The sequence below is a fragment of the Alcaligenes sp. CHO6 genome (assembly GCF_037120595.1).
Lineage (GTDB): Bacteria > Pseudomonadota > Gammaproteobacteria > Burkholderiales > Burkholderiaceae_B > Alcaligenes > Alcaligenes ammonioxydans.
Genome location: NZ_JBANCI010000001.1, coordinates 655,583 through 673,152, shown reverse-complemented (window position 1 = coordinate 673,152; position 17,570 = coordinate 655,583). Strand labels below are relative to the sequence as shown.

Genomic DNA, 17,570 nt, shown 5'->3' with positions numbered 1-17,570 from the left:
ATGCGTCGCTTAACTCAGCCTTACATCGCTTTGATTCATGCGTCTGAACAAGGCTTGGCGATAGAACCCCAACCTTATCTAAAACTAGCCCAAGAGCTGCGGGTGTCCGAAACCTATGTCATGACACAGTTTCAAAACATGCTGGACCACGGCTTGATCCGGCGTATTGCAGCCGTCCCCAATCACTATGCCTTGGGCTATGTAGCCAATGGAATGTGCGTCTGGAACATTGCAGACGACAAACTGGACACGGTAGGCACATGGCTGGCTACACAAGCGGGCATCAGCCACTGCTACCGTCGACCCCGACGCCTACCCGAGTGGCCCTATAACCTGTTTGCCATGTTGCATGGCAAAGACCATGACACGGTGCGCGCCCAGGCACTACACATCAGTACACAAATCAGGCAGGACTTTCCGGGAGTTTTGAACGATCACGATATTTTATTTTCCACGGCCATTCTTAAGAAAACTGGCTTGCGTCTGCGGAGGCCTTAAGCATGTTTCGCCTATCCCGTTTTGTTGCTGCGTTGCACTCCCCGGTTCCCCCTATGCGTAAAAGCAAGGCCCCGGTGGTCATCTGGAATCTGATCCGGCGTTGCAATCTGCATTGCAGCCATTGTTACTCAGCCTCGACCAACAAGCATTTTCCAGGGGAGTTGAGCCATGAACAGGCGTGCCGGGTCATGGATGATTTGCATCAGTTCGGCGTACGCGCATTAATTCTATCGGGTGGCGAACCCTTGCTACGACCCGATATTTATGACCTGGCCCAACGAGCAAAAGCCTTGGGTATGTACGTTGGACTGTCATCCAATGGCACGTTGATCACAGAGCAGACTATTGATCGGATAGCCGACTGCGGCTTTGACTATGTGGGTATCTCGCTGGATGGCTTGCAAGCCAGACATGACAACATTCGGGGCGAGAAAGGAGCCTACGCGGCATCGTTGCAAGGTTTGCGTCTATGTCGTGAAAAGCATCTGAAAGTCGGCCTGCGCTTTACATTAACCCAAGAAAACGCACTTGATTTGAATGGTCTGCTACAGGTGATGGAACAAGAGCAGATTGACCGTTTTTATCTCTCTCATTTGAACTACGCGGGCAGGGGTCTGGGCAACCGCTCCCTGGCCAGTCACCACGCGCTCACCCGATGGGCAATGGAACAACTGTTCACCACCTGCCTGACCTATCAGCAAGCTGGCACCCCCAAGGAATTTACCTCGGGCAATAACGATGCTGATGGTGTTTTCTTTTTACATTGGGTACGACGGCACTACCCCGAACATACGCAGAAAATTATCGACATGTTGCGGCAATGGGGAGGCAATTCCTCTGGCCAGGGCATCGCCAATATCGATAACCGCGGCAATGTGCATCCCGACACCATGTGGTGGCACTATAGTTTGGGCAATGTACTGCAACGCCCTTTCTCAGAGATTTGGTCAGACCAGCAGGAACCCCTGCTAAGGGGACTACGCCAGAAGCCACGGCAGGTACAAGGGCGCTGCGCGAGCTGCGCGTATCTCGACATCTGTAATGGCAATACCCGCACCCGCGCAGAAAAGAGCACCGGCAATGTATGGGCTGAAGATCCGGGCTGCTATCTGAATGACCAGGAAATCACTCGCTAAGGTCGCCCCTCTTTATTGCGCAAGGTTGGGCACTGCCGACGAAGCAGCGCCCACCCACACCCACACCGCACTCCCATTCAAGTTCAAAATCACACTCACAACAGATCCTGAGCAAGATTTATAAGGACATCCCCGCTAGATCTGCACGCCAACTTCTACAAAGACACAATGGCAGCTGCTGGAATAAAACATCGACAAATGCTGCATCGGCCCCAGCAATCAATAATGCAGGTACCAGCCTGTGCGTTTTGTATGGTGAGCCATTACCAATGGCAGGTCAGTCAAAGCCCAGAACGCAGACACGAATAAACACACATCGTGCCTGAGTCAGGTAGCTGAACATAATGCAGCATCTGCCCCCAACCGCAGCCGTAATACGCAGATTGTTTAAGCCAGTTCGCCCTGCACGCCATGGTGACGCAACAGATCAAGCAAAGGCTGCACAGGCCACGATGCTTTCCAGGTGATCACAATACGCTCTCCGGGTGACCAGGAACGGCACAGCGGCGCCCAGAAATCCCGATTCAACAAGGTTTCCTGCAAAACCACGCCCCCCTGATCCAAAGGCATCAGGCGCGCATCGCGACGGGCCTTTTCGAGAATTGCGGGCAAGATAAGCGGCAAATATAAAACCCAGTCCGCCTGGTTCAATTTGCGCAACGCACGAAGGGTTAACAAATCCACTGCGTCCAAATCTGCAATCGGCAGTATGGTGACCACAATAGTCTGAGGAGGCACCTCCTCCTTTAATGCCGTCTCAAAAGCCGTCCGTGCCTGCTCAGGCTTACCCTGGGCAAACAGATCGGGAATAGGACTATCCAGAACAGAATCAAAAAACTGACGGCGCGTATGGGGCTCGGGAAAAGCCTGTTTGATCTCTGCTCGACGGCGAGCCAGCAGCCCCGCCAGTTGCCCTAGCGATTCGGGAAGCTCGCTTTCTATCCATTCACGGACCCGTCGAGCCAGAACAGGAGCCGAGCCGGCAGACGAAATCGCAATCATCAAGGGCGAGCGGTCCACCATGGCCGGCACCTGCACAGTCGAAAGCTCACCGTCATCGACCACATTGCAGGGCAAATGCAGGGCTTCGGCTGCCTGCGCCACGCTACGGTTTATCTCGCGCCGACCGGTGGCTGCGATGACCAGCCAGGCATGACGAATATGATCCGCCACAAAAGAGCTGAACAGACTGGTCAAGGCACCAGCTTGGGCGCTGGCCCGTAACCATGGGGTTTGCTCGGGCGCTACAACGGTAACTCGTGCCCCAGCACGCAGCAAAAGACGAACCTTGCGCTCGGCGACCGTCCCCCCACCGACCACGACGACGACCTTGCCAGTCAGATTGAAGAACAAGGGAAACACATTCATGGCATCACATCCTTCAGGCGTCAGTGAACACTGACGCCCGGTTCATTGCTACTTCAGACTGGCAAAGTAAGCAGCCAGCTCATTGACCATTTCAGGGCTTAAGGGCTCAGCCATCGGACTCATGATAGGGTCATTGCGCTCTCGCGTTTTGAACTGCTGCAACTGTTTGACCAGATATTCCTCTTTTTGCCCAGCCAGGTTGGGATACAAGCCCACTGTACTGATTCCCTCTAGCCCATGACATGATGCACACAGGGGCAGCATGGCAGAGGCCTGAGCCGACAATTGTGACTGCCCATGTGAACCTTGCAATCCGGCCGGCTCGTCCGCCGCCCTGGCTGCATTGACTGCCATCAGTCCAGCCAGGGCCAGACCCATCAAAAGCTGTTTCATGATGTTCCTTTGCTTAGAATTTTTGGGTTTCAGGCTGCCCGATGGTGTGCCAACGGGTGCGGGCACGCGAGAACACACCGGAGGGGCTTTCCATCTTGTGCTCGGCCACCAGCTCCAGACTGCGGCTGTCATAGATCTTCAGACGATCACCCCAATAGCCAGAGCTGACGTACAGGTAATCACCCGTACGGTTGTAATTGGGAAAGAAGGCGTGACCGCCCACGTCCAGGGTTTTCACGACGGACAAGGTGTTTTTGTCGATCAGCTGAATCCAGGCGGCACGCTTGTCTTTGTCAATAATGTCGACCGCGACATACGGGGCATTGGGGTGAGCAGCCGGCGATTCGGTGGCGCCCGCCACCGGAATTTGTTTCACCACCGAAAAGTCTTTGGTATCCCAGACGGTGACCACAGAGCCCAGTTTGCAACTGCCCATATTGGTGCCGAAAGCCAGCATACGCCCATTGACTTCCGTTACCGCTCCCGAACCGGCATGAGGCTGGCAGCCAGCCGGAATATCGCGCACCACTTTGTCGTCTTTCAAGTCGATGGCCACATACTTGTTGTCATCGTAAGAGGCAACCATGGAATAGCGCCCATCCGGGGTGAGGAAAGTATCGTGCAACATGCGCCCCACCTTGGCCAGTTTGGTCACGGGCATGTCGGGCTTGTCCGGGTCGATGATCCAGATCTGTCCTGCTTGCCGCAGCGTCAGTGCAAATTTGTTATTGATGCGACTGCCGATGATCGGACCGCCAGCGGATTTAATGAAATTGCCATCGGGGTCCTCGCCTTCCAGCGCGAGATATTTCACGGGCTCCAGGGTGTCGGCTTTCAAGATAACCATGCTGTTGGGCACGAATGAGCTCAGCGCCAGCCACTTACCATCCTTGGACAGTGCTATCCCGGTGCCCGTCAGACCAATCTTGGCCTGTCGCACAATCTGCAAGGTGTACAGGTCGATTTTATAGACATGGCCATCATCACTTTTCAGATAGGCCCAGCGCTCATGACTGGGGCTGAACTCCATGATGTGGGGTGCTCCCACCGTCGCAATTTCGCCCACTTTCTGGTTGTTCTGGCCATTGATGAAAACCGCACGGGCCTGATTGGCGCCGTCACCCCGACCGTAGCGTCCACGAGCCATGATGACCATCAGATCGTAGACAGAGTCGATCTCGTAATTGGGCTTGTCGGGTAAGGTGGACTCATCGACCAACACCTTCACGCTAGCGCGGATCTGGTCCATCCCCCAGTGACGTTCCACCACAGGCTCATTTTTGATCAGCCTGGCCAGGGCACGGATATCCTCATCGGGCAAACGCCCCACGAAAGGCGGCATCAAGGTATCCGGGATTCCGGTCATGATGGTGCCGCGCAAGGCAATCTCACTTTGAACGAGACGATCCCTGTGCAGACCCGGCGCAATGTATCCACCCCGGTCGGCTGCGTGACAGACCGCACAGTTCTCCTGAAACAGCTTGTCCACCCGCACTTGCTCTTGCGTCGGTTCCGCCAGTGCCGTGCTGACGGTGGCAGACAGGAAGGCCAGGGTCATCATTTTTCTATACATTCCATTACCTCCAACATGTGACTTGCCAAGGGGCAAGGCCATTCAAAATATAACGATTGTTATTTTTTGATGAGAAGGTATGGATACGGACCAAAGAATGGTGACGGTTTTTTTATATCGCAATTACAGTAAATTAAATACTCTTACCGAGATAAAAAAATCGCTGACGATGGGTAAGGTGACAGATCAACAAAGCGGACAAATTTATCACGAACGAAACATCACATTGAGCCAACTCAAGTTAAAAGAGAGAGGGGTTACCTATAGTGGCTCAGCCTGGCTCGCTCTCGATGGTTTTGATTCCTTTCCAGTCCCACCATGTTTTCTTTACCGATTACGCTCTCCCATACTCATAGCCCGCCCTACAAACGACAAATTGCCCGTCAAATCGAAAGCCTGATTTGCTCAGGGCGCTTGCAAGAAGGTAGTCGCCTGCCTTCGATTCAGCGGATGGCGTCTTTGCTTCAAGTGTCCAAAAATACCGTGATGGGTGCCTATGACCTGCTGATTGATTCCAATCTGATTCATAGCGAACCTAGCCGGGGGTTCTTCGTGGCCACCCCTACCCGTCATGGACGCAGTCGTCTGGCACCGGATTTTGTGTTGCAAACGGCGCATTGCTCACGCAGTCTGCGCACCAGCACCGCCCAGGCCAGCGGGGTTCATGTGCCCGCCCCCAGTCTGCCAGTTCGCTTCGATTTCAAGGTCGGACGGCCTTCTGCCCATGCTTTTCCACTGCGTCAGTTTATTCATCTGTCCAATCAGTTGCTGCGCTACGCCGGCTCAGCCATGGCGGAGTACCCGCCACCGGAAGGGCTATGGGGTTTACGTCTGCAGATTGCGGATTATCTGGCGGCCAGCAAGGGAATACTGGCCGACCCGGAACACATCATCATCACCGCAGGAACTCAGGAGTCACTCAGCCTGATTACGGCGCATTTCCTGGATGAGCATAGTTGTGCGGTGCATGAATCACCCGGCTATAACGGGTTCAGGCATCTGCTGGAACGGCATCGGGCACAAGGCATTCCAGTGCCGGTGGATGAGCAGGGTTTATGCACCGGCCACCTGCCCGACAGGCCCGTCCAACTGGCCTTTGTGACGCCATCGCACCAATACCCTTTGGGACATACACTGACGGTGCGGCGGCGTCAGGAACTGCTGGCCTGGGCCAGCACCAGTGGCGCATTGATCATCGAGGATGATTACGACGGAGACTTCTGTTACGGGCCGGCCTTGCCCGCAGCGCTCAAGGCCATGAGCCCGGGACAGGTCATTTACCTGGGCTCATTTTCCAAAACCCTGGGTCCCGGCTTGCGTTTGGCCTACATGGTCTGTCCGCCCCAGCTAAGCCAAGACTTTATCGCCCGCAAGGCGCTGCTCAACAACGGCTCCCCCTGGTTAACACAAGCTGTACTGGCACGCTTCTTTGATGAGTACGACTACCCACGTCACCTGCAGCACTTGCGCCGCCGCTATCTGGACCAGCGCAATATCCTGCTCCAGGGCCTGAAGCACATATGGGGAAATACAGGTGTGATCAGCGGGCAGAATGCCGGCATGCATCTGGCCTTTCGTTTGCCATCGCAAAGCCCGAACGCCGATCACCTGGCCTCGACCGCGCTTCACTATGGCATACGGCTTTACCCTCTGGCCCAGGCCGCCAGCCAGGAAGCAGACGGCACCAAACCGCGCCATCTGCTATTTGGCTATGCCAATCTGGAGCCGGGAGAGCTGCAACAGGCGATGCAGCATCTTGCCCTGATACAGCCTAGGCTGAACCAGGACTAGACAGAGCATGTATTCAGGACTGAGCCAACGCTTGATCAAAGTCCGTGGTCAGATCGACAATTTCCTCGATGCCAACGGAGATACGCAACTGGTTATCAGCAATGCCCATCAAGGCGCGCTGCTCGGCCCCCATTTCATAATAGATGGTGTGCGCAACCGGCAATACCAGACTGCGGTTATCGCCCAGATGGGTAGCCAGCACAAAAACCTTCAGACGATTCAGAAAATCGAAGATTTCGATTTTGTCTTCCAGCACCACGCTCATCAGGCCTCCAAAGCGATTGCCGAACAAGTGGGCGGTGCGCTCATGCTGAGGATGGTCTTCCAGGCCAGGATAACGCACGTGTTTTACCTTGGGGTGAGCCTTCAGATGACGCGCCAGCGCCAGGGCGTTAGCGCAAATGCGTTCCATGCGCAAAGGCAGTGTTTCCGAACCCACAGCCAGACGATGGGCCACGTCAGACGACAAGGTGCCACCCATATCACGCAATCCCTTCTTACGGATCTGCACCAGCCCCCAGTTCTGGGGATTGCCGTTGCGATAGACCTGGGCAATGTTGGGATAGGTGGTCCAGTCAAACAAGCCCGTGTCGGTCACCATGCCACCCAAGGCATTGCCATGACCGCCGATGTGCTTGGACAGGGAATTGATCACCAACGAGGCCTTGAACTCCCGACCCGGCAACAAATACGGCGAGGACAAAGTGGCATCCACCACGTACAAGAGGCCCTCGTCCTGGCACCATTGCCCCACCCCTTGCAGATCGGCCACCTGAGTGCCTGGGTTGGCAATCGTTTCCAAAAAAACCATACGGGTGTTGGGCTGTCGTGCTGCCTGAACTTGCGCCAGATCCGTCGCATCCACCAGCGTGGTCTGCACACCCAGATCCCGCAAGGTGCCCAACAGACTATTGGTATTGCCAAACAAATATTTGCTGGCAATCAGGTGATCGCCCTGACGCAACAAGGTAAACAGGGTCGCCGTCAGCGCTGCCATTCCAGTGGCGAAACTCACGCTGCCCACGCCTTTTTCCATGCGTGTAATCTTGGCTTCCAAGGCCGCCGTTGTGGGTGTGCCCTGACGAGAATAGGTGAAGCCCGATTTGCCTTGAAAGACCGCGGCCAACTCACGTGCATCCTGAAAGCCAAACTCGGTCGATGGGTGCAATGGCTGATGAATAGCGCCGTACTGCGTGCCCAAGCGACGGTCAGAATGCAGGGTGGAGGTAATAAAGCCGTTTTCGTCCATGATCGTTTCAAAGCCCAAAATGCAAGTACATCCCATCAACCTTGGTGGGCTTGCGCCCGGCTGATGGCCAATCACTTATTATCTGGTGAAGCAGCCGCTGAAAGCGGCTGTCTTTTATACAAATAAGTAATTAAGTAAGTAACAAGACTTAAAAGAAATTAAGCCTGGCTACGTTGGCGTAACGTCTCGTACAAGCAAACCGCGCTGGCAACACTGACGTTCAGGCTCTCCACAGCCCCCATCATGGGAATGGAGACCAGCTCATCGCAAGTCTCACGGGTCAGCCGACGCATACCCTCTCCCTCGGCCCCCATCACCCAGGCCATAGGCCGACGCGCATCTACTTGATGAAAGGTATGACTTGCCTGGTCGCTGGTCCCCACCAGCCAGACGTCACGCTCGCGCAGCATGCGCATGGTACGAGCAAGATTGGTCACGGTAATGTAGGGGGTGGACTCTGCCGCCCCACACGCGACACGCGACACGGTGGCATTCAGGCCCACGGCACGATCGCGAGGCGCAATCACGGCATGCGCACCCGCGGCATTGGCACTGCGCAGGCAGGCGCCCAGATTGTGAGGGTCAGTAACCCCATCCAAAATCAACAGGAACGGAACCTGGCCAGCCTCTTCAAGATCATCCAGCAATTCGTTGACATCAACCGCCAATTCCTGCTCAAGAGCCAAGGCCACCACACCTTGGTGGCGAGTGCCTTTGGCCAGACCATCAAGACGCTCGACGGGCACTGCCATGACTTTCAGGCCCGCCTGCTCAACCTGTTCGATAAAGGCCAACATCCGCTTGTCGCGCCGGGTCTGATCCACATACACCTCGCGCACCGTAGCGGCGCTATAACGAACCCGGGCAATAACGGCATGAAAACCGGCCAAAACCTGCTGAGCCATAACAATCCTTGGAGGAAATAAATCAAAGCAAATAAAGAAAGCCGGGCAAAAGCCCGGCTTGATATTGTACGCCTATCGGCGCCGGCCTCTTGGGCTACGCGTGGATTTGGCCGCTTTGGCCGTCTTTTCCGCGCTGCGCTTTTCATCCCGCTCGGCCTGCTTTTGGGAGGCACGCCGTTGGGACGCCGTAGTGCCCTTTAACGCCAAAGGCTTGGTCGGAGCAGCTTTCTTGATGGGACGCTCGGAAGGATCAGACGCTTCAGCCGCTGCCTTCACAGCCTTATACCCGACTCCCTTGACCAGACGAAACTCGATGCGACGCGCCTCCAGGTCAACGCGGGCTACCTGTACTTGCACGGCATCGGTCAGGCGATAACGCAAGCCCGTGCGCTCGCCACGCAGCTCATTCAAAGTTTCGTTGTACTGGAAATAATCCGCGCCCAGTTCAGAGACATGGACCAGACCCTCTACATACAGAGTATCCAGGGTGACGAAGAGGCCAAAACTGGTGACACCGCTGATCTTGCCGGAGTACTCCTCGCCCACATGCTCTTTTACAAACCAGCATTTGAGCCAGGCTTCCACATCTTTGGAAGCCTCGTCAGCGCGACGCTCGCGAGCCGACAGCAACGCCCCCAGTTTTTCCCACCGCGCAAAATCCCGTTTACTGGCGGGCAGCGCCTCATCCCCCGGGTCCTCATCAATAGCCGGAACATAGCGCTCGCCCTTCAAAATACCCTTGATGACGCGATGCACCAGCAAATCGGGATAGCGACGAATCGGCGAGGTGAAGTGGGCATACTGCGAATAGGCAAGCCCAAAGTGTCCCGTTTTCTCCGGGCTGTAAATGGCCTGCTGCATCGAGCGCAAACACATGGTCTGAATGATGGCAAAGTCCGAGCGGCCACGCGCTGCCGCCACGACTTTGGCGTAATCGGCCGAGCTGGGTTCATCGCCCCCTTCCAGGGTCAAACCCAAACTGCGCAGATACTCGCGCAAGGCTTCCAACTTGGGCGGCGTGGGGCCTTCGTGCACACGGTACAGACCGTTGCGACGGCTACGAGCAATGAAATCAGCAGCGCAGGTATTGGCTGCCAGCATGCATTCTTCAATCAGTTTGTGAGCATCGTTGCGAACCAGGGGCTCAATACGCTCGATACGGCCCAAAGGATTGCACACGATCTTGGTTTCGACAGTATCGAAATCAATCGCCCCCCGCGCAGCACGTTGCTCGGCCAGCACACGATACAGGGCATACAGATTCTGCACGGGCTCCAGCACATGCTGGATCTGATTGGCCGCCGGGCCTGTGGGCTGCTGCAGGGCGCTCCAGATATCAGAATAGGTGGTGCGCGCATGCGAGTGGATGACCGCTTCATAAAACTGATAGGCTGAAACGGTGCCGGACTTGGCGCCATCCGCCAACACGACCATATCGCAGACCATGACCAGACGGTCTACCGATGGATTAAGCGAACAGATTCCGTTGGACAGACTTTCGGGCAGCATAGGAATCACGCGGCGCGGAAAATACACACTGGTACCCCGCTCCAGCGCATCCTCATCCAGCGCGTCACCCGAACGCACATAATGGCTGACATCTGCAATTGCCACCAGCAAACGCCACGCCCAGCGGGGCCGTTTACCGGTTCCGATATCGACACGTTCGCAATACACCGCATCATCAAAGTCGCGGGCGTCTTCCCCATCAATCGTAATGAATGGCACATCGCGCAAGTCGACACGGCCTTTATATTCCGAAGGCTTGACCTTGGCAGGAATGCGGGCGGCTTGCTTGAGCGCCTTATCGGAAAAATCGACCGGCACCTCAAACTTGCGCACGGCAATCTCGATTTCCATGCCGGGATCGTCAATTTCCCCCAGCACCTCAATCACACGCCCCAAAGGCTGACGATGCCGCTCCGGCTGTTGGGTAATCGCTACGGTGACGACCTGACCGGGTTCGGCCTCGCCCTGCTCCCCGCTTGGAATCAGAATGTCATGCTTGATGCGCTGATCTTCGGGCACCACGATAAACGTGCCACGCTCGCGCAGGAAACGTCCCACCAGCTTGCTGGTGTGACGCGCCGTCACTTCTACGATCGAGGCGTCTGGCTTGCCGCGGTACTCTCCGACGATGCGCACCATAACGTGGTCGCCGTGCAACACCTTGGCCATTTCTCGTGGGGACAAGAACAGATCAGGCTGCCCGTCGTCACGCTGCAAGAAACCAAAGCCGTCGCGATGACCCAACACCTTGCCCGCGATAAAACCAGTCTGGCTGTTTTTGCGAATCTTGCCTTCGGGGGAGATCAGCAGTTGTCCATCGCGCTCCATTGCGCGCACACGCCGCTCAAAACCCACCGTAATCTCTTTGCCCAGGCCCAGCTTTTGTGCCAGAGCCTGCATGGTCAGGCCGTCTGCATCTTCGCGCAGCCCCGCCAGGATCGCTTCCCGCGTCGGGGTATCCGGGTCGAAGTCAGGCGGCAATTCATAACGGCCCGTTGTTTGAATACGGTCCTCAGTACTGTCTTGATGTTTTTTATTCAAAAGGACACTTCCATTATTAATAAAGTATGCCTATAATCCTTTTTCTTTGCTGCTTACGCAGCAAAAACGTTGAAGGCTTTTGGCACAGTCATAAGCATACAACGATATTGCCCAGGTGGCGGAATTGGTAGACGCGCATGGTTCAGGTCCATGTGCCTTCGGGTGTGGAGGTTCGAGTCCTCTTCTGGGCACCAAATTCCTCAAAAAGCCGATCATCTTTCGATGATCGGCTTTTTGTTTTGTGCGCCCATACAGCAAGGCGCTTGGGCACCGACGCAAGGCCCCATGAAAGGTTAGGCCCGCAGCCCCCACTCCACGTGTACGTCCCAAGCCACACCCTTTGCCGGGCTCTTGCGCGTTGACAAGCCATTCGCTGGGCGCCCAGCAAGCCTTCTTATTTTCTTGTCCCAGACTGGACTTGGGAAGGTACGCAGCGAGCAAGGCTTCTAGCCCAAGGACTGCCGTAACGGCAATACAAGCGCATGATTGATTAAGCACAGGCACTTCCGAATAAGAAATCAACACCGCATGATCGGTGGCTTTCTTTACAGGCCTATGAACACATCACCAATCCCATGCGGGAGAAACAAAGGGATCTTTTTCTGCCTGCCACGGCCCCTGCCTCAAAAACCCCGCCTGATTCTTTGGGACAAAAAAAACCGACTGCGTTTGAACAATCGGTTTTCCATTTCATAAAGTCGCCGCTATTAACCGCCGCAGCCGCCACAACATGCGCCATCCTCTCCATGCGCTGGCTTGGCAATCTGATAGCCCGCCTGTTCAACCGCGGCATGCAGATCTTCCAACGACACCTGGGTTTCATCAAAACGCACCGATGCCTTCGCATTCTCAAACGAAGCGTCTGCCGCTTGCACACCCTGGACCGCTGCCAAGGCATTCGCCACTTTGTCAGCACACTCAGGGTGTCGCAGACCCGCCAATTTCAACATTCCCACTTGCATTTTTCATCCCTTTAACATGAGGTGAGGCAGTTGATGAAATCGCCACCGCCCATAAAGATATATATTAAATACATCTTATAAATACGGCAAGTGACGATTAGCCATTCAGTACAGGGGTGTACGCACTCCTCCTTCAAAAAACAAGACAAGGAACGAGGACGGCAAGCAGGCTAACTGACAGATCAAGCTACTACTACCACTCGACTGACTGAGTAACTGACCAAATTGCTAGCTAGGCAAATAGGCTTGTTTGCCCATCAGATCGATGGCTGGCTGACAGCACGTGGACGAAGCAAGATCGAATGGACAACGGCGATGGTTGAAAGAACTGGATTCAAACGCCAGCTCAACTGCACCTGAACAAGGCCAGGGAGAAGAGTGCACTAACCATCCTGCCTGGAGAATAAAAGCCATCAAACAGCGCGTCGACCTGAGCTGCCTAATACAAAGCACTCTTTGCAGGTAGAAGAACCAACCTTATAAATAAAGCATTATTTGCAGGCAGAAGAACCAGCCTTGTAAGCGCCGTTTACGCTTGAACGCGAACCCAACCGCACAGTCCCTTACCGGTCGGACAGGCTGGCTCCGTCGGGGGCATGAAAAGGACCAAATTGAACTGCGCCTGGATATCTATACGACCCCGATTTCCCAAACCACAATACAAAAAGCCGACCATCTTTCGACGATCGGCTTTTTGAGGAATTTTGGTGCCCAGGAGAGGACTCGAACCTCCACACCCGAAGGCACATGGACCTGAACCATGCGCGTCTACCAATTCCGCCACCTGGGCTCTGACTGCAACACTTGTTTTAAAACACGTCGTTGCAAGACAGAAAATAACTATAACACGATTTTCAATTCGCGCAAACTATTTCTGTTTTTTATGATGGACAGAAGTTTGTCGGCCTCTTGCGCTTCATGAAAATCGCTTTTATGCTTATTGCCATATCAAGAGTTGGGGTAACCCATGCCAACCTGTGTACCCGCACAAGGTGGATTCAAGATATGGCCATCTGGCAACCAAAGGGATCGTTATGACAACAACCCGCTGCCAGCGGGTTTTTTTATGCCTGACCTAGCAGGCGCTCAACGGGTCCTTTAATCCAACTTGCTCACCCGGAAGCCGCTTCCAAGAGCTAAACAGGAGAAACTATGTCTGCACCGTACTGCTATCACCTCACCCTAGAACAGCAAAGCTACCGCATTGTGCTTCGTCCTGGCTGTTCGCGGCTGGCCGTTGTCCGCGAACAGCATGCGGATACTGTCGGAGATTATGAGCCTCGCTGGCTGGGCTCCAGTTGTCGGGGCGGCTATTGGACCCGTTTTCAGCCTGATATCGACAGCACATTGCTGCTGAACATGGATGCGATCGCACGCCTGATTGACCAGCATCGCCTGGCGCATCCCGAGACAACGCTGGACACAGACCTGCAGCCAGTGCTGCACGTGGGTGGCCGCTTGCGCGCCCAACCCTACCCTCAGCAACAAGCCGCTTAATCCAGACGAGGGGCCTGATCGCCCTGATCGCCTTGGCGCCAGTAACTGCTGGCCCGAATCGCGTTCTTATCCAGGCCACGCTCCTGCACCCAGTATTCACGCAGCCCTTGGGCAACTGCGTATTCTGCCGCCACCCATACATAGCCGGTGCCGCTGGGCTGCGCCGCAGCCCGCAGCGCGTCCAGAATGCCCGGCAACCCGGCCAGTGATGGAATCCAGTTCACCGTAACGTGATCGGGCGCCGCTAGCGTCCCTACCGTCAATAAATTGCGCGCCAAGACATACACCTGCACGTTCACCGTGGCAGGCAGTTCATGGATGCGTCGTGCCATCGCAGGTATGGCAGTTTCGTCACCGATCAGGACTTGCCAATCCAGTTCCTTGCTGAGCAGAAAGGAGCCACGGGGTCCCGCGACCCCCAGCTTGTCACCTTCCTTGGCTTGCATGGCCCATCGGCACGCCGGGCCGTCACCGTGGAGCACAAAATCAATATCCATCTCCTGTTCCGCCGCGCGGTAGTCGCGCGGCGTGTAATCACGGATGGGAGGTTTTTCCTGCCCCGCCGCAAAGACCATACCGCGCTCACCCATTTGGGGCAGACGCAGGGAATGGGTGGCTGGATCCGGAAAAATCAGTTTGACGTGATCATCAAACCCCGGCGAGTAAAACCCCTCCAGGTCAGCACCCGTCAGGGTAATGCGCAGCATATGAGGTCCCAACTCACGGCGATGCTTGACGGTGAGCAATCGCAACTTCAGGGGATGGGCCACTTTTTGCGTTAATTGTTCGGACTGCATGCTTAAGACTCCTTGGGCAAATTGCGTATTTCGGCGATGGCTTTCTCCAGAATTGCCACCACGTCAGCCTGTCGTGCCAGACTGGCTGTCGATTGTTCAAACATGGCCTGTTTAAGACTATGGCGTACCTGGACAAATTCGGGCAGCCAACCCGTCTGTTCCTGCGCGGCCTTTAAATCCTCGTCACTACTCTGTTCAGCCAGCATCTGCCGTATCCATACCCGCTTGCGCCCGCGGTAGGTCAAGGACTGCAGTAGGTAGTCACACTTCTCTTTCTGCGCCTCAAGATACGCCAGCCCCTCCGGAGTCAGGCTGTACATCTTGCGGCGCCCTTGCTCCTCAATCAGAACCCAACCTTGAGTCGCACAAAAGGCCAAGGCCGGATACACCGCGCCGGCGCTGGGCACATAACTGTTCTGGCTGATCTGCGCAAAACGACGGATTAGTTGATACCCATGAGTGCTGCCTTCCTTGAGCAAGGCCATCAGCATAAGCTGCATAGCTCGGGCAGAGTACTTTCGACCCTGCCCCATATCCTGCAACATGCGCTCGACATCCATTGTGTTAAATTTCATAGTCACACTCTTATGCTATATCACTCGACACATATTAATGATAATGAGAATGACAATCAACCAAAAATCAAAATAAACCGTGCCCAATGAAAATGCTTGCATTTACCAAAAGATCCATCCTATAATTTAATGCTTGAGACGGGCAGCAGCCCTTATCAAAGCCCAGGTGGCGGAATTGGTAGACGCGCATGGTTCAGGTCCATGTGCCTTCGGGTGTGGAGGTTCGAGTCCTCTCCTGGGCACCACAAATTCCTCAAAAAGCCGATCATCAAAAGATGATCGGCTTTTTGCTGTGTCCGCACCCAAACGCTAAGATCTTCGAGCCCCTTACAGGAGCGCACGAGGCCCCCACCCCGACCTTCCCCCCCCCTGAAGTACAGCAGTCAAGCTGAACACCAAACGCAAGCACCGCGATCAGATAAGTACTAAAAATCGGGCAACTTACCTTGATATCTGGGCAGCGCTTCCCCAGGGGCGGACAAGCTTAGCGCCGGGCCCAAAGCGAGCAGCAGAAAAGCCACAAGAAAAATCAGGCCAAGAAGAAAAAAGTGTGGATCAACAGTCACTTACACTACCTGAAACCAGGAAAACCAGTTCGTGCGGCCCAAGCACATAACATGCCCATTACAAAATACGAATAGCGGCCATATGTTAAAACCCTGCGCCGCCACTTAAAAAGAGCGCATCCGTACTGAGATCTTTCCATTAAAAATAGCCTTGGGCTGTTGGCAACGACATAAAACGCACTCTTTTGAGTAAATGCGTACGCCGTCCTATCGAGCTACCACTCAGTCTGAGCTGAAACCGTGAAACCAGCAGCGCAAAAGACCAGTTTGAAAAGCCCCAGAAAGTTCATGGCATCGCACGAAGGCGAACCTGCCCGGATCGACAGATCTGATGTATGCCCCCTTGCCAACGAGCACAACCGTCAGGGGGAGACACCGATCTCCTTGACCCCGAAGATCCAGCGACAAAAAAGCCGAAACAGATGCTTTATTCTGCTTCGGCTTTTTGACATGCACAGGCCCATCACCTTTTGCTCGGCTGGCCCACCCTTTTGCTGACTACTCCAAAGGGCGATGACGGCGTTGCCAGAATGGCTGCGCCGCATAACGCTGCTCCCTACCGTACAGGGCATGTTGAGCATTCAGGTGACGCACCAGACCCAGCAAATAGTCTTTTTCATACGATCGTGCCGGCTCAGGGTTTCCTTGCGTCAGGGCCAGAGCCGCCTGTGCCGATTGCGAGCCGCTCCACAGCGCCGTAGCCAGACCATTGGCCGCCAAGGGGTCCATGGCGGCGCCCGCATCGCCAGCGCGAAGGAGACGGCCTTCAACAAAGTGAGACACGGTGGCGCTGGCAGCTGCGCTGACGGTAGGAGCACAGTCGGCCATTTGATCGATCAAGCCCAGACTTTCCATACGCACGCGCGCTGCATCGGCGCAAGCCAGTAAACCGGCCCACGTCGACCCATCATGACTCAAAGCGTCAGGCAAGAGATCCGCATCCGAGAACAAGGCCACCGTCAAACGATGGCCGGGCATGGGAGACAAATACCACCATCCCAACTCCGCCGCTTCGACCAATGAAGCCGCCAGAGGCTCCGCTCCCTGCGGTAGATCAAAAACACGCCAGGCCGCGACCAGCCTGTCCAGTCGTTGACGCTTGGCAACCGACCCGCAAGATACTGCCGCGCGACCGCTGCAATCGATCAAGGCAGCGGCTTCCAGGCTCGTGCCATCCGCCAATCTGACAGTAAGCCCGTGAGGCTGGTGTTCCAGGCTCAGAACTCGTGTGCGACGCAAGCTGAGTTTCTCTTCTTTCTGCAAGCGTTCAAGCAGCACCTGCTCCAGACGTGCCTTGTCCAGCAGGTACCCCTGACCATCCTCGTCCTGCACGGTGCGCAGCCCTTCATTTCCCCATACCGAAAAACGCCCCTGAGAGCGCAGAGCCACCGTCTCATCCAGGCAGCTTTCCCATCCCAGACGGGTCAAGACCTGGGCACCGCGTTCAGACAAGGTTTCACCCCACGAAGGCTGCCGCTCTGGCGGAGCCACCAGCGTCACAGCCTGACCTTGCATACTCAGACGGCGCGCCGCTGCCAAACCCGCCACACCAGCACCAACAACAATAATCATCCCTTCATCCCCAGGTTCCCGTCCGCTTTATCAGCGGGATAATGTCCATAGAACCGCCTTGTGCGTCTGCTGACCGCTTGGGCACAATGGCTGCCAGCCCGACTGGCCCGGGACGTTTTACCACGACTGCCCAGCCAG

14 protein-coding genes, 3 tRNA genes and 1 riboswitch are annotated in these 17,570 nt (G+C 55.4%); of the genes, 6 read left to right on the top strand and 11 right to left on the bottom strand.

Annotated features, from left to right (window positions below; all coding sequences use genetic code 11):
• Both ahbB and nirJ read left to right on the top strand, forming a co-directional pair.
• Complete coding sequence (ahbB, locus tag V6936_RS03070; protein WP_301605836.1) at positions 1–498, top strand: siroheme decarboxylase subunit beta; 498 nt, start codon at positions 1–3, stop codon at positions 496–498.
• 2 nt (positions 499–500) lie between these two features.
• A complete protein-coding gene (nirJ, locus tag V6936_RS03065) occupies positions 501–1,634 on the top strand; it encodes a heme d1 biosynthesis radical SAM protein NirJ (protein ID WP_039942901.1) in 1,134 nt (377 codons plus the stop codon).
• A 387-nt stretch (positions 1,635–2,021) separates the two neighbouring features.
• Here nirJ and V6936_RS03060 read toward each other — a convergent pair whose 3' ends face one another.
• From V6936_RS03060 to V6936_RS03050, 3 genes are read right to left on the bottom strand one after another with little or no spacing between them, the layout of a single operon-like run.
• Entirely contained in the window at positions 2,022–3,002 is a 981-nt protein-coding gene (locus V6936_RS03060; protein ID WP_003799434.1) for a precorrin-2 dehydrogenase/sirohydrochlorin ferrochelatase family protein, read from the bottom strand.
• A 48-nt stretch (positions 3,003–3,050) separates the two neighbouring features.
• Complete coding sequence (locus V6936_RS03055; protein ID WP_003799432.1) at positions 3,051–3,395, bottom strand: c-type cytochrome; 345 nt, start codon at positions 3,393–3,395, stop codon at positions 3,051–3,053.
• A 13-nt stretch (positions 3,396–3,408) separates the two neighbouring features.
• On the bottom strand, positions 3,409–4,968 hold the full coding sequence (locus V6936_RS03050) for a cytochrome D1 domain-containing protein (RefSeq protein ID WP_336579351.1): 1,560 nt from the start codon (positions 4,966–4,968) through the stop codon (positions 3,409–3,411).
• A 318-nt stretch (positions 4,969–5,286) separates the two neighbouring features.
• Between V6936_RS03050 and pdxR the strand changes: the two genes are divergently transcribed.
• A complete protein-coding gene (gene pdxR / locus V6936_RS03045; RefSeq protein ID WP_003799428.1) occupies positions 5,287–6,759 on the top strand; it encodes a MocR-like pyridoxine biosynthesis transcription factor PdxR in 1,473 nt (490 codons plus the stop codon).
• A gap of 13 nt (positions 6,760–6,772) precedes the next feature.
• On the opposite strand, the gene V6936_RS03040 is transcribed toward pdxR, so the two are convergent.
• The 3 genes from V6936_RS03040 to rnr all read right to left on the bottom strand — a co-directional run bounded on the left by V6936_RS03040 (position 6,773) and on the right by rnr (position 11,463).
• Positions 6,773–8,008, bottom strand: coding sequence for a cystathionine gamma-synthase family protein (locus V6936_RS03040; RefSeq protein WP_039942898.1), 1,236 nt, complete (start codon positions 8,006–8,008; stop codon positions 6,773–6,775).
• A gap of 158 nt (positions 8,009–8,166) precedes the next feature.
• On the bottom strand, positions 8,167–8,913 hold the full coding sequence (gene rlmB, locus V6936_RS03035) for a 23S rRNA (guanosine(2251)-2'-O)-methyltransferase RlmB (protein ID WP_003799424.1): 747 nt from the start codon (positions 8,911–8,913) through the stop codon (positions 8,167–8,169).
• Positions 8,914–8,985: 72 nt separating this feature from the next.
• Positions 8,986–11,463, bottom strand: a complete 2,478-nt coding sequence (gene rnr, locus V6936_RS03030; RefSeq protein ID WP_059317530.1) for a ribonuclease R — start codon at positions 11,461–11,463, stop codon at positions 8,986–8,988.
• A 109-nt stretch (positions 11,464–11,572) separates the two neighbouring features.
• Between rnr and V6936_RS03025 the strand changes: the two genes are divergently transcribed.
• A tRNA-Leu gene (locus V6936_RS03025) sits at positions 11,573–11,657 on the top strand.
• A gap of 513 nt (positions 11,658–12,170) precedes the next feature.
• Here V6936_RS03025 and V6936_RS03020 read toward each other — a convergent pair.
• Complete coding sequence (locus tag V6936_RS03020; RefSeq protein WP_100214765.1) at positions 12,171–12,413, bottom strand: heavy-metal-associated domain-containing protein; 243 nt, start codon at positions 12,411–12,413, stop codon at positions 12,171–12,173.
• Between the two features lie 717 nt (positions 12,414–13,130).
• Positions 13,131–13,215 (bottom strand) — tRNA-Leu (locus tag V6936_RS03015).
• A gap of 150 nt (positions 13,216–13,365) precedes the next feature.
• Positions 13,366–13,459, top strand: a riboswitch (SAM-I-IV-variant riboswitch).
• A 118-nt stretch (positions 13,460–13,577) separates the two neighbouring features.
• Between V6936_RS03015 and V6936_RS03010 the strand changes: the two genes are divergently transcribed.
• Positions 13,578–13,922, top strand: coding sequence for a hypothetical protein (locus V6936_RS03010; RefSeq protein ID WP_003799419.1), 345 nt, complete (start codon positions 13,578–13,580; stop codon positions 13,920–13,922).
• Here V6936_RS03010 and V6936_RS03005 read toward each other — a convergent pair.
• A complete protein-coding gene (locus V6936_RS03005; protein WP_059317529.1) occupies positions 13,919–14,719 on the bottom strand; it encodes a siderophore-interacting protein in 801 nt (266 codons plus the stop codon). The two genes, V6936_RS03010 and V6936_RS03005, sit on opposite strands and share 4 nt — an antisense overlap.
• 2 nt (positions 14,720–14,721) lie before the next feature.
• Positions 14,722–15,294: a PadR family transcriptional regulator gene (locus V6936_RS03000; protein ID WP_003799415.1), complete on the bottom strand. Its 573-nt coding sequence runs from the start codon at positions 15,292–15,294 to the stop codon at positions 14,722–14,724.
• A gap of 160 nt (positions 15,295–15,454) precedes the next feature.
• On the opposite strand from V6936_RS03000, the gene V6936_RS02995 reads away from it, so the two are divergent.
• Positions 15,455–15,539, top strand: a tRNA-Leu gene (locus V6936_RS02995).
• Positions 15,540–16,358: 819 nt separating this feature from the next.
• Here the strand turns inward: V6936_RS02995 and V6936_RS02990 are convergent.
• Positions 16,359–17,432, bottom strand: coding sequence for an NAD(P)/FAD-dependent oxidoreductase (locus tag V6936_RS02990; RefSeq protein ID WP_059318860.1), 1,074 nt, complete (start codon positions 17,430–17,432; stop codon positions 16,359–16,361).
• Positions 17,433–17,570: the final 138 nt, after the last annotated feature.

What these genes read in the sequence shown, in the direction of transcription:
- V6936_RS03000 (WP_003799415.1), bottom strand. Translation starts at nt 15,294, where the DNA reads ATGAAATTTAACACAATGGATGTCGAGCGCATGTTGCAGGATATGGGG.
- V6936_RS03040 (WP_039942898.1), bottom strand. Translation starts at nt 8,008, where the DNA reads ATGGACGAAAACGGCTTTATTACCTCCACCCTGCATTCTGACCGTCGC.
- V6936_RS03010 (WP_003799419.1), top strand. Translation starts at nt 13,578, where the DNA reads ATGTCTGCACCGTACTGCTATCACCTCACCCTAGAACAGCAAAGCTAC.
- ahbB (WP_301605836.1), top strand. Translation starts at nt 1, where the DNA reads ATGCGTCGCTTAACTCAGCCTTACATCGCTTTGATTCATGCGTCTGAA.
- V6936_RS03050 (WP_336579351.1), bottom strand. Translation starts at nt 4,968, where the DNA reads ATGTATAGAAAAATGATGACCCTGGCCTTCCTGTCTGCCACCGTCAGC.
- nirJ (WP_039942901.1), top strand. Translation starts at nt 501, where the DNA reads ATGTTTCGCCTATCCCGTTTTGTTGCTGCGTTGCACTCCCCGGTTCCC.
- V6936_RS03005 (WP_059317529.1), bottom strand. Translation starts at nt 14,719, where the DNA reads ATGCAGTCCGAACAATTAACGCAAAAAGTGGCCCATCCCCTGAAGTTG.
- V6936_RS03020 (WP_100214765.1), bottom strand. Translation starts at nt 12,413, where the DNA reads ATGTTGAAATTGGCGGGTCTGCGACACCCTGAGTGTGCTGACAAAGTG.
- V6936_RS03060 (WP_003799434.1), bottom strand. Translation starts at nt 3,002, where the DNA reads ATGAATGTGTTTCCCTTGTTCTTCAATCTGACTGGCAAGGTCGTCGTC.
- V6936_RS03055 (WP_003799432.1), bottom strand. Translation starts at nt 3,395, where the DNA reads ATGAAACAGCTTTTGATGGGTCTGGCCCTGGCTGGACTGATGGCAGTC.
- rlmB (WP_003799424.1), bottom strand. Translation starts at nt 8,913, where the DNA reads ATGGCTCAGCAGGTTTTGGCCGGTTTTCATGCCGTTATTGCCCGGGTT.
- pdxR (WP_003799428.1), top strand. Translation starts at nt 5,287, where the DNA reads ATGTTTTCTTTACCGATTACGCTCTCCCATACTCATAGCCCGCCCTAC.
- V6936_RS02990 (WP_059318860.1), bottom strand. Translation starts at nt 17,432, where the DNA reads ATGATTATTGTTGTTGGTGCTGGTGTGGCGGGTTTGGCAGCGGCGCGC.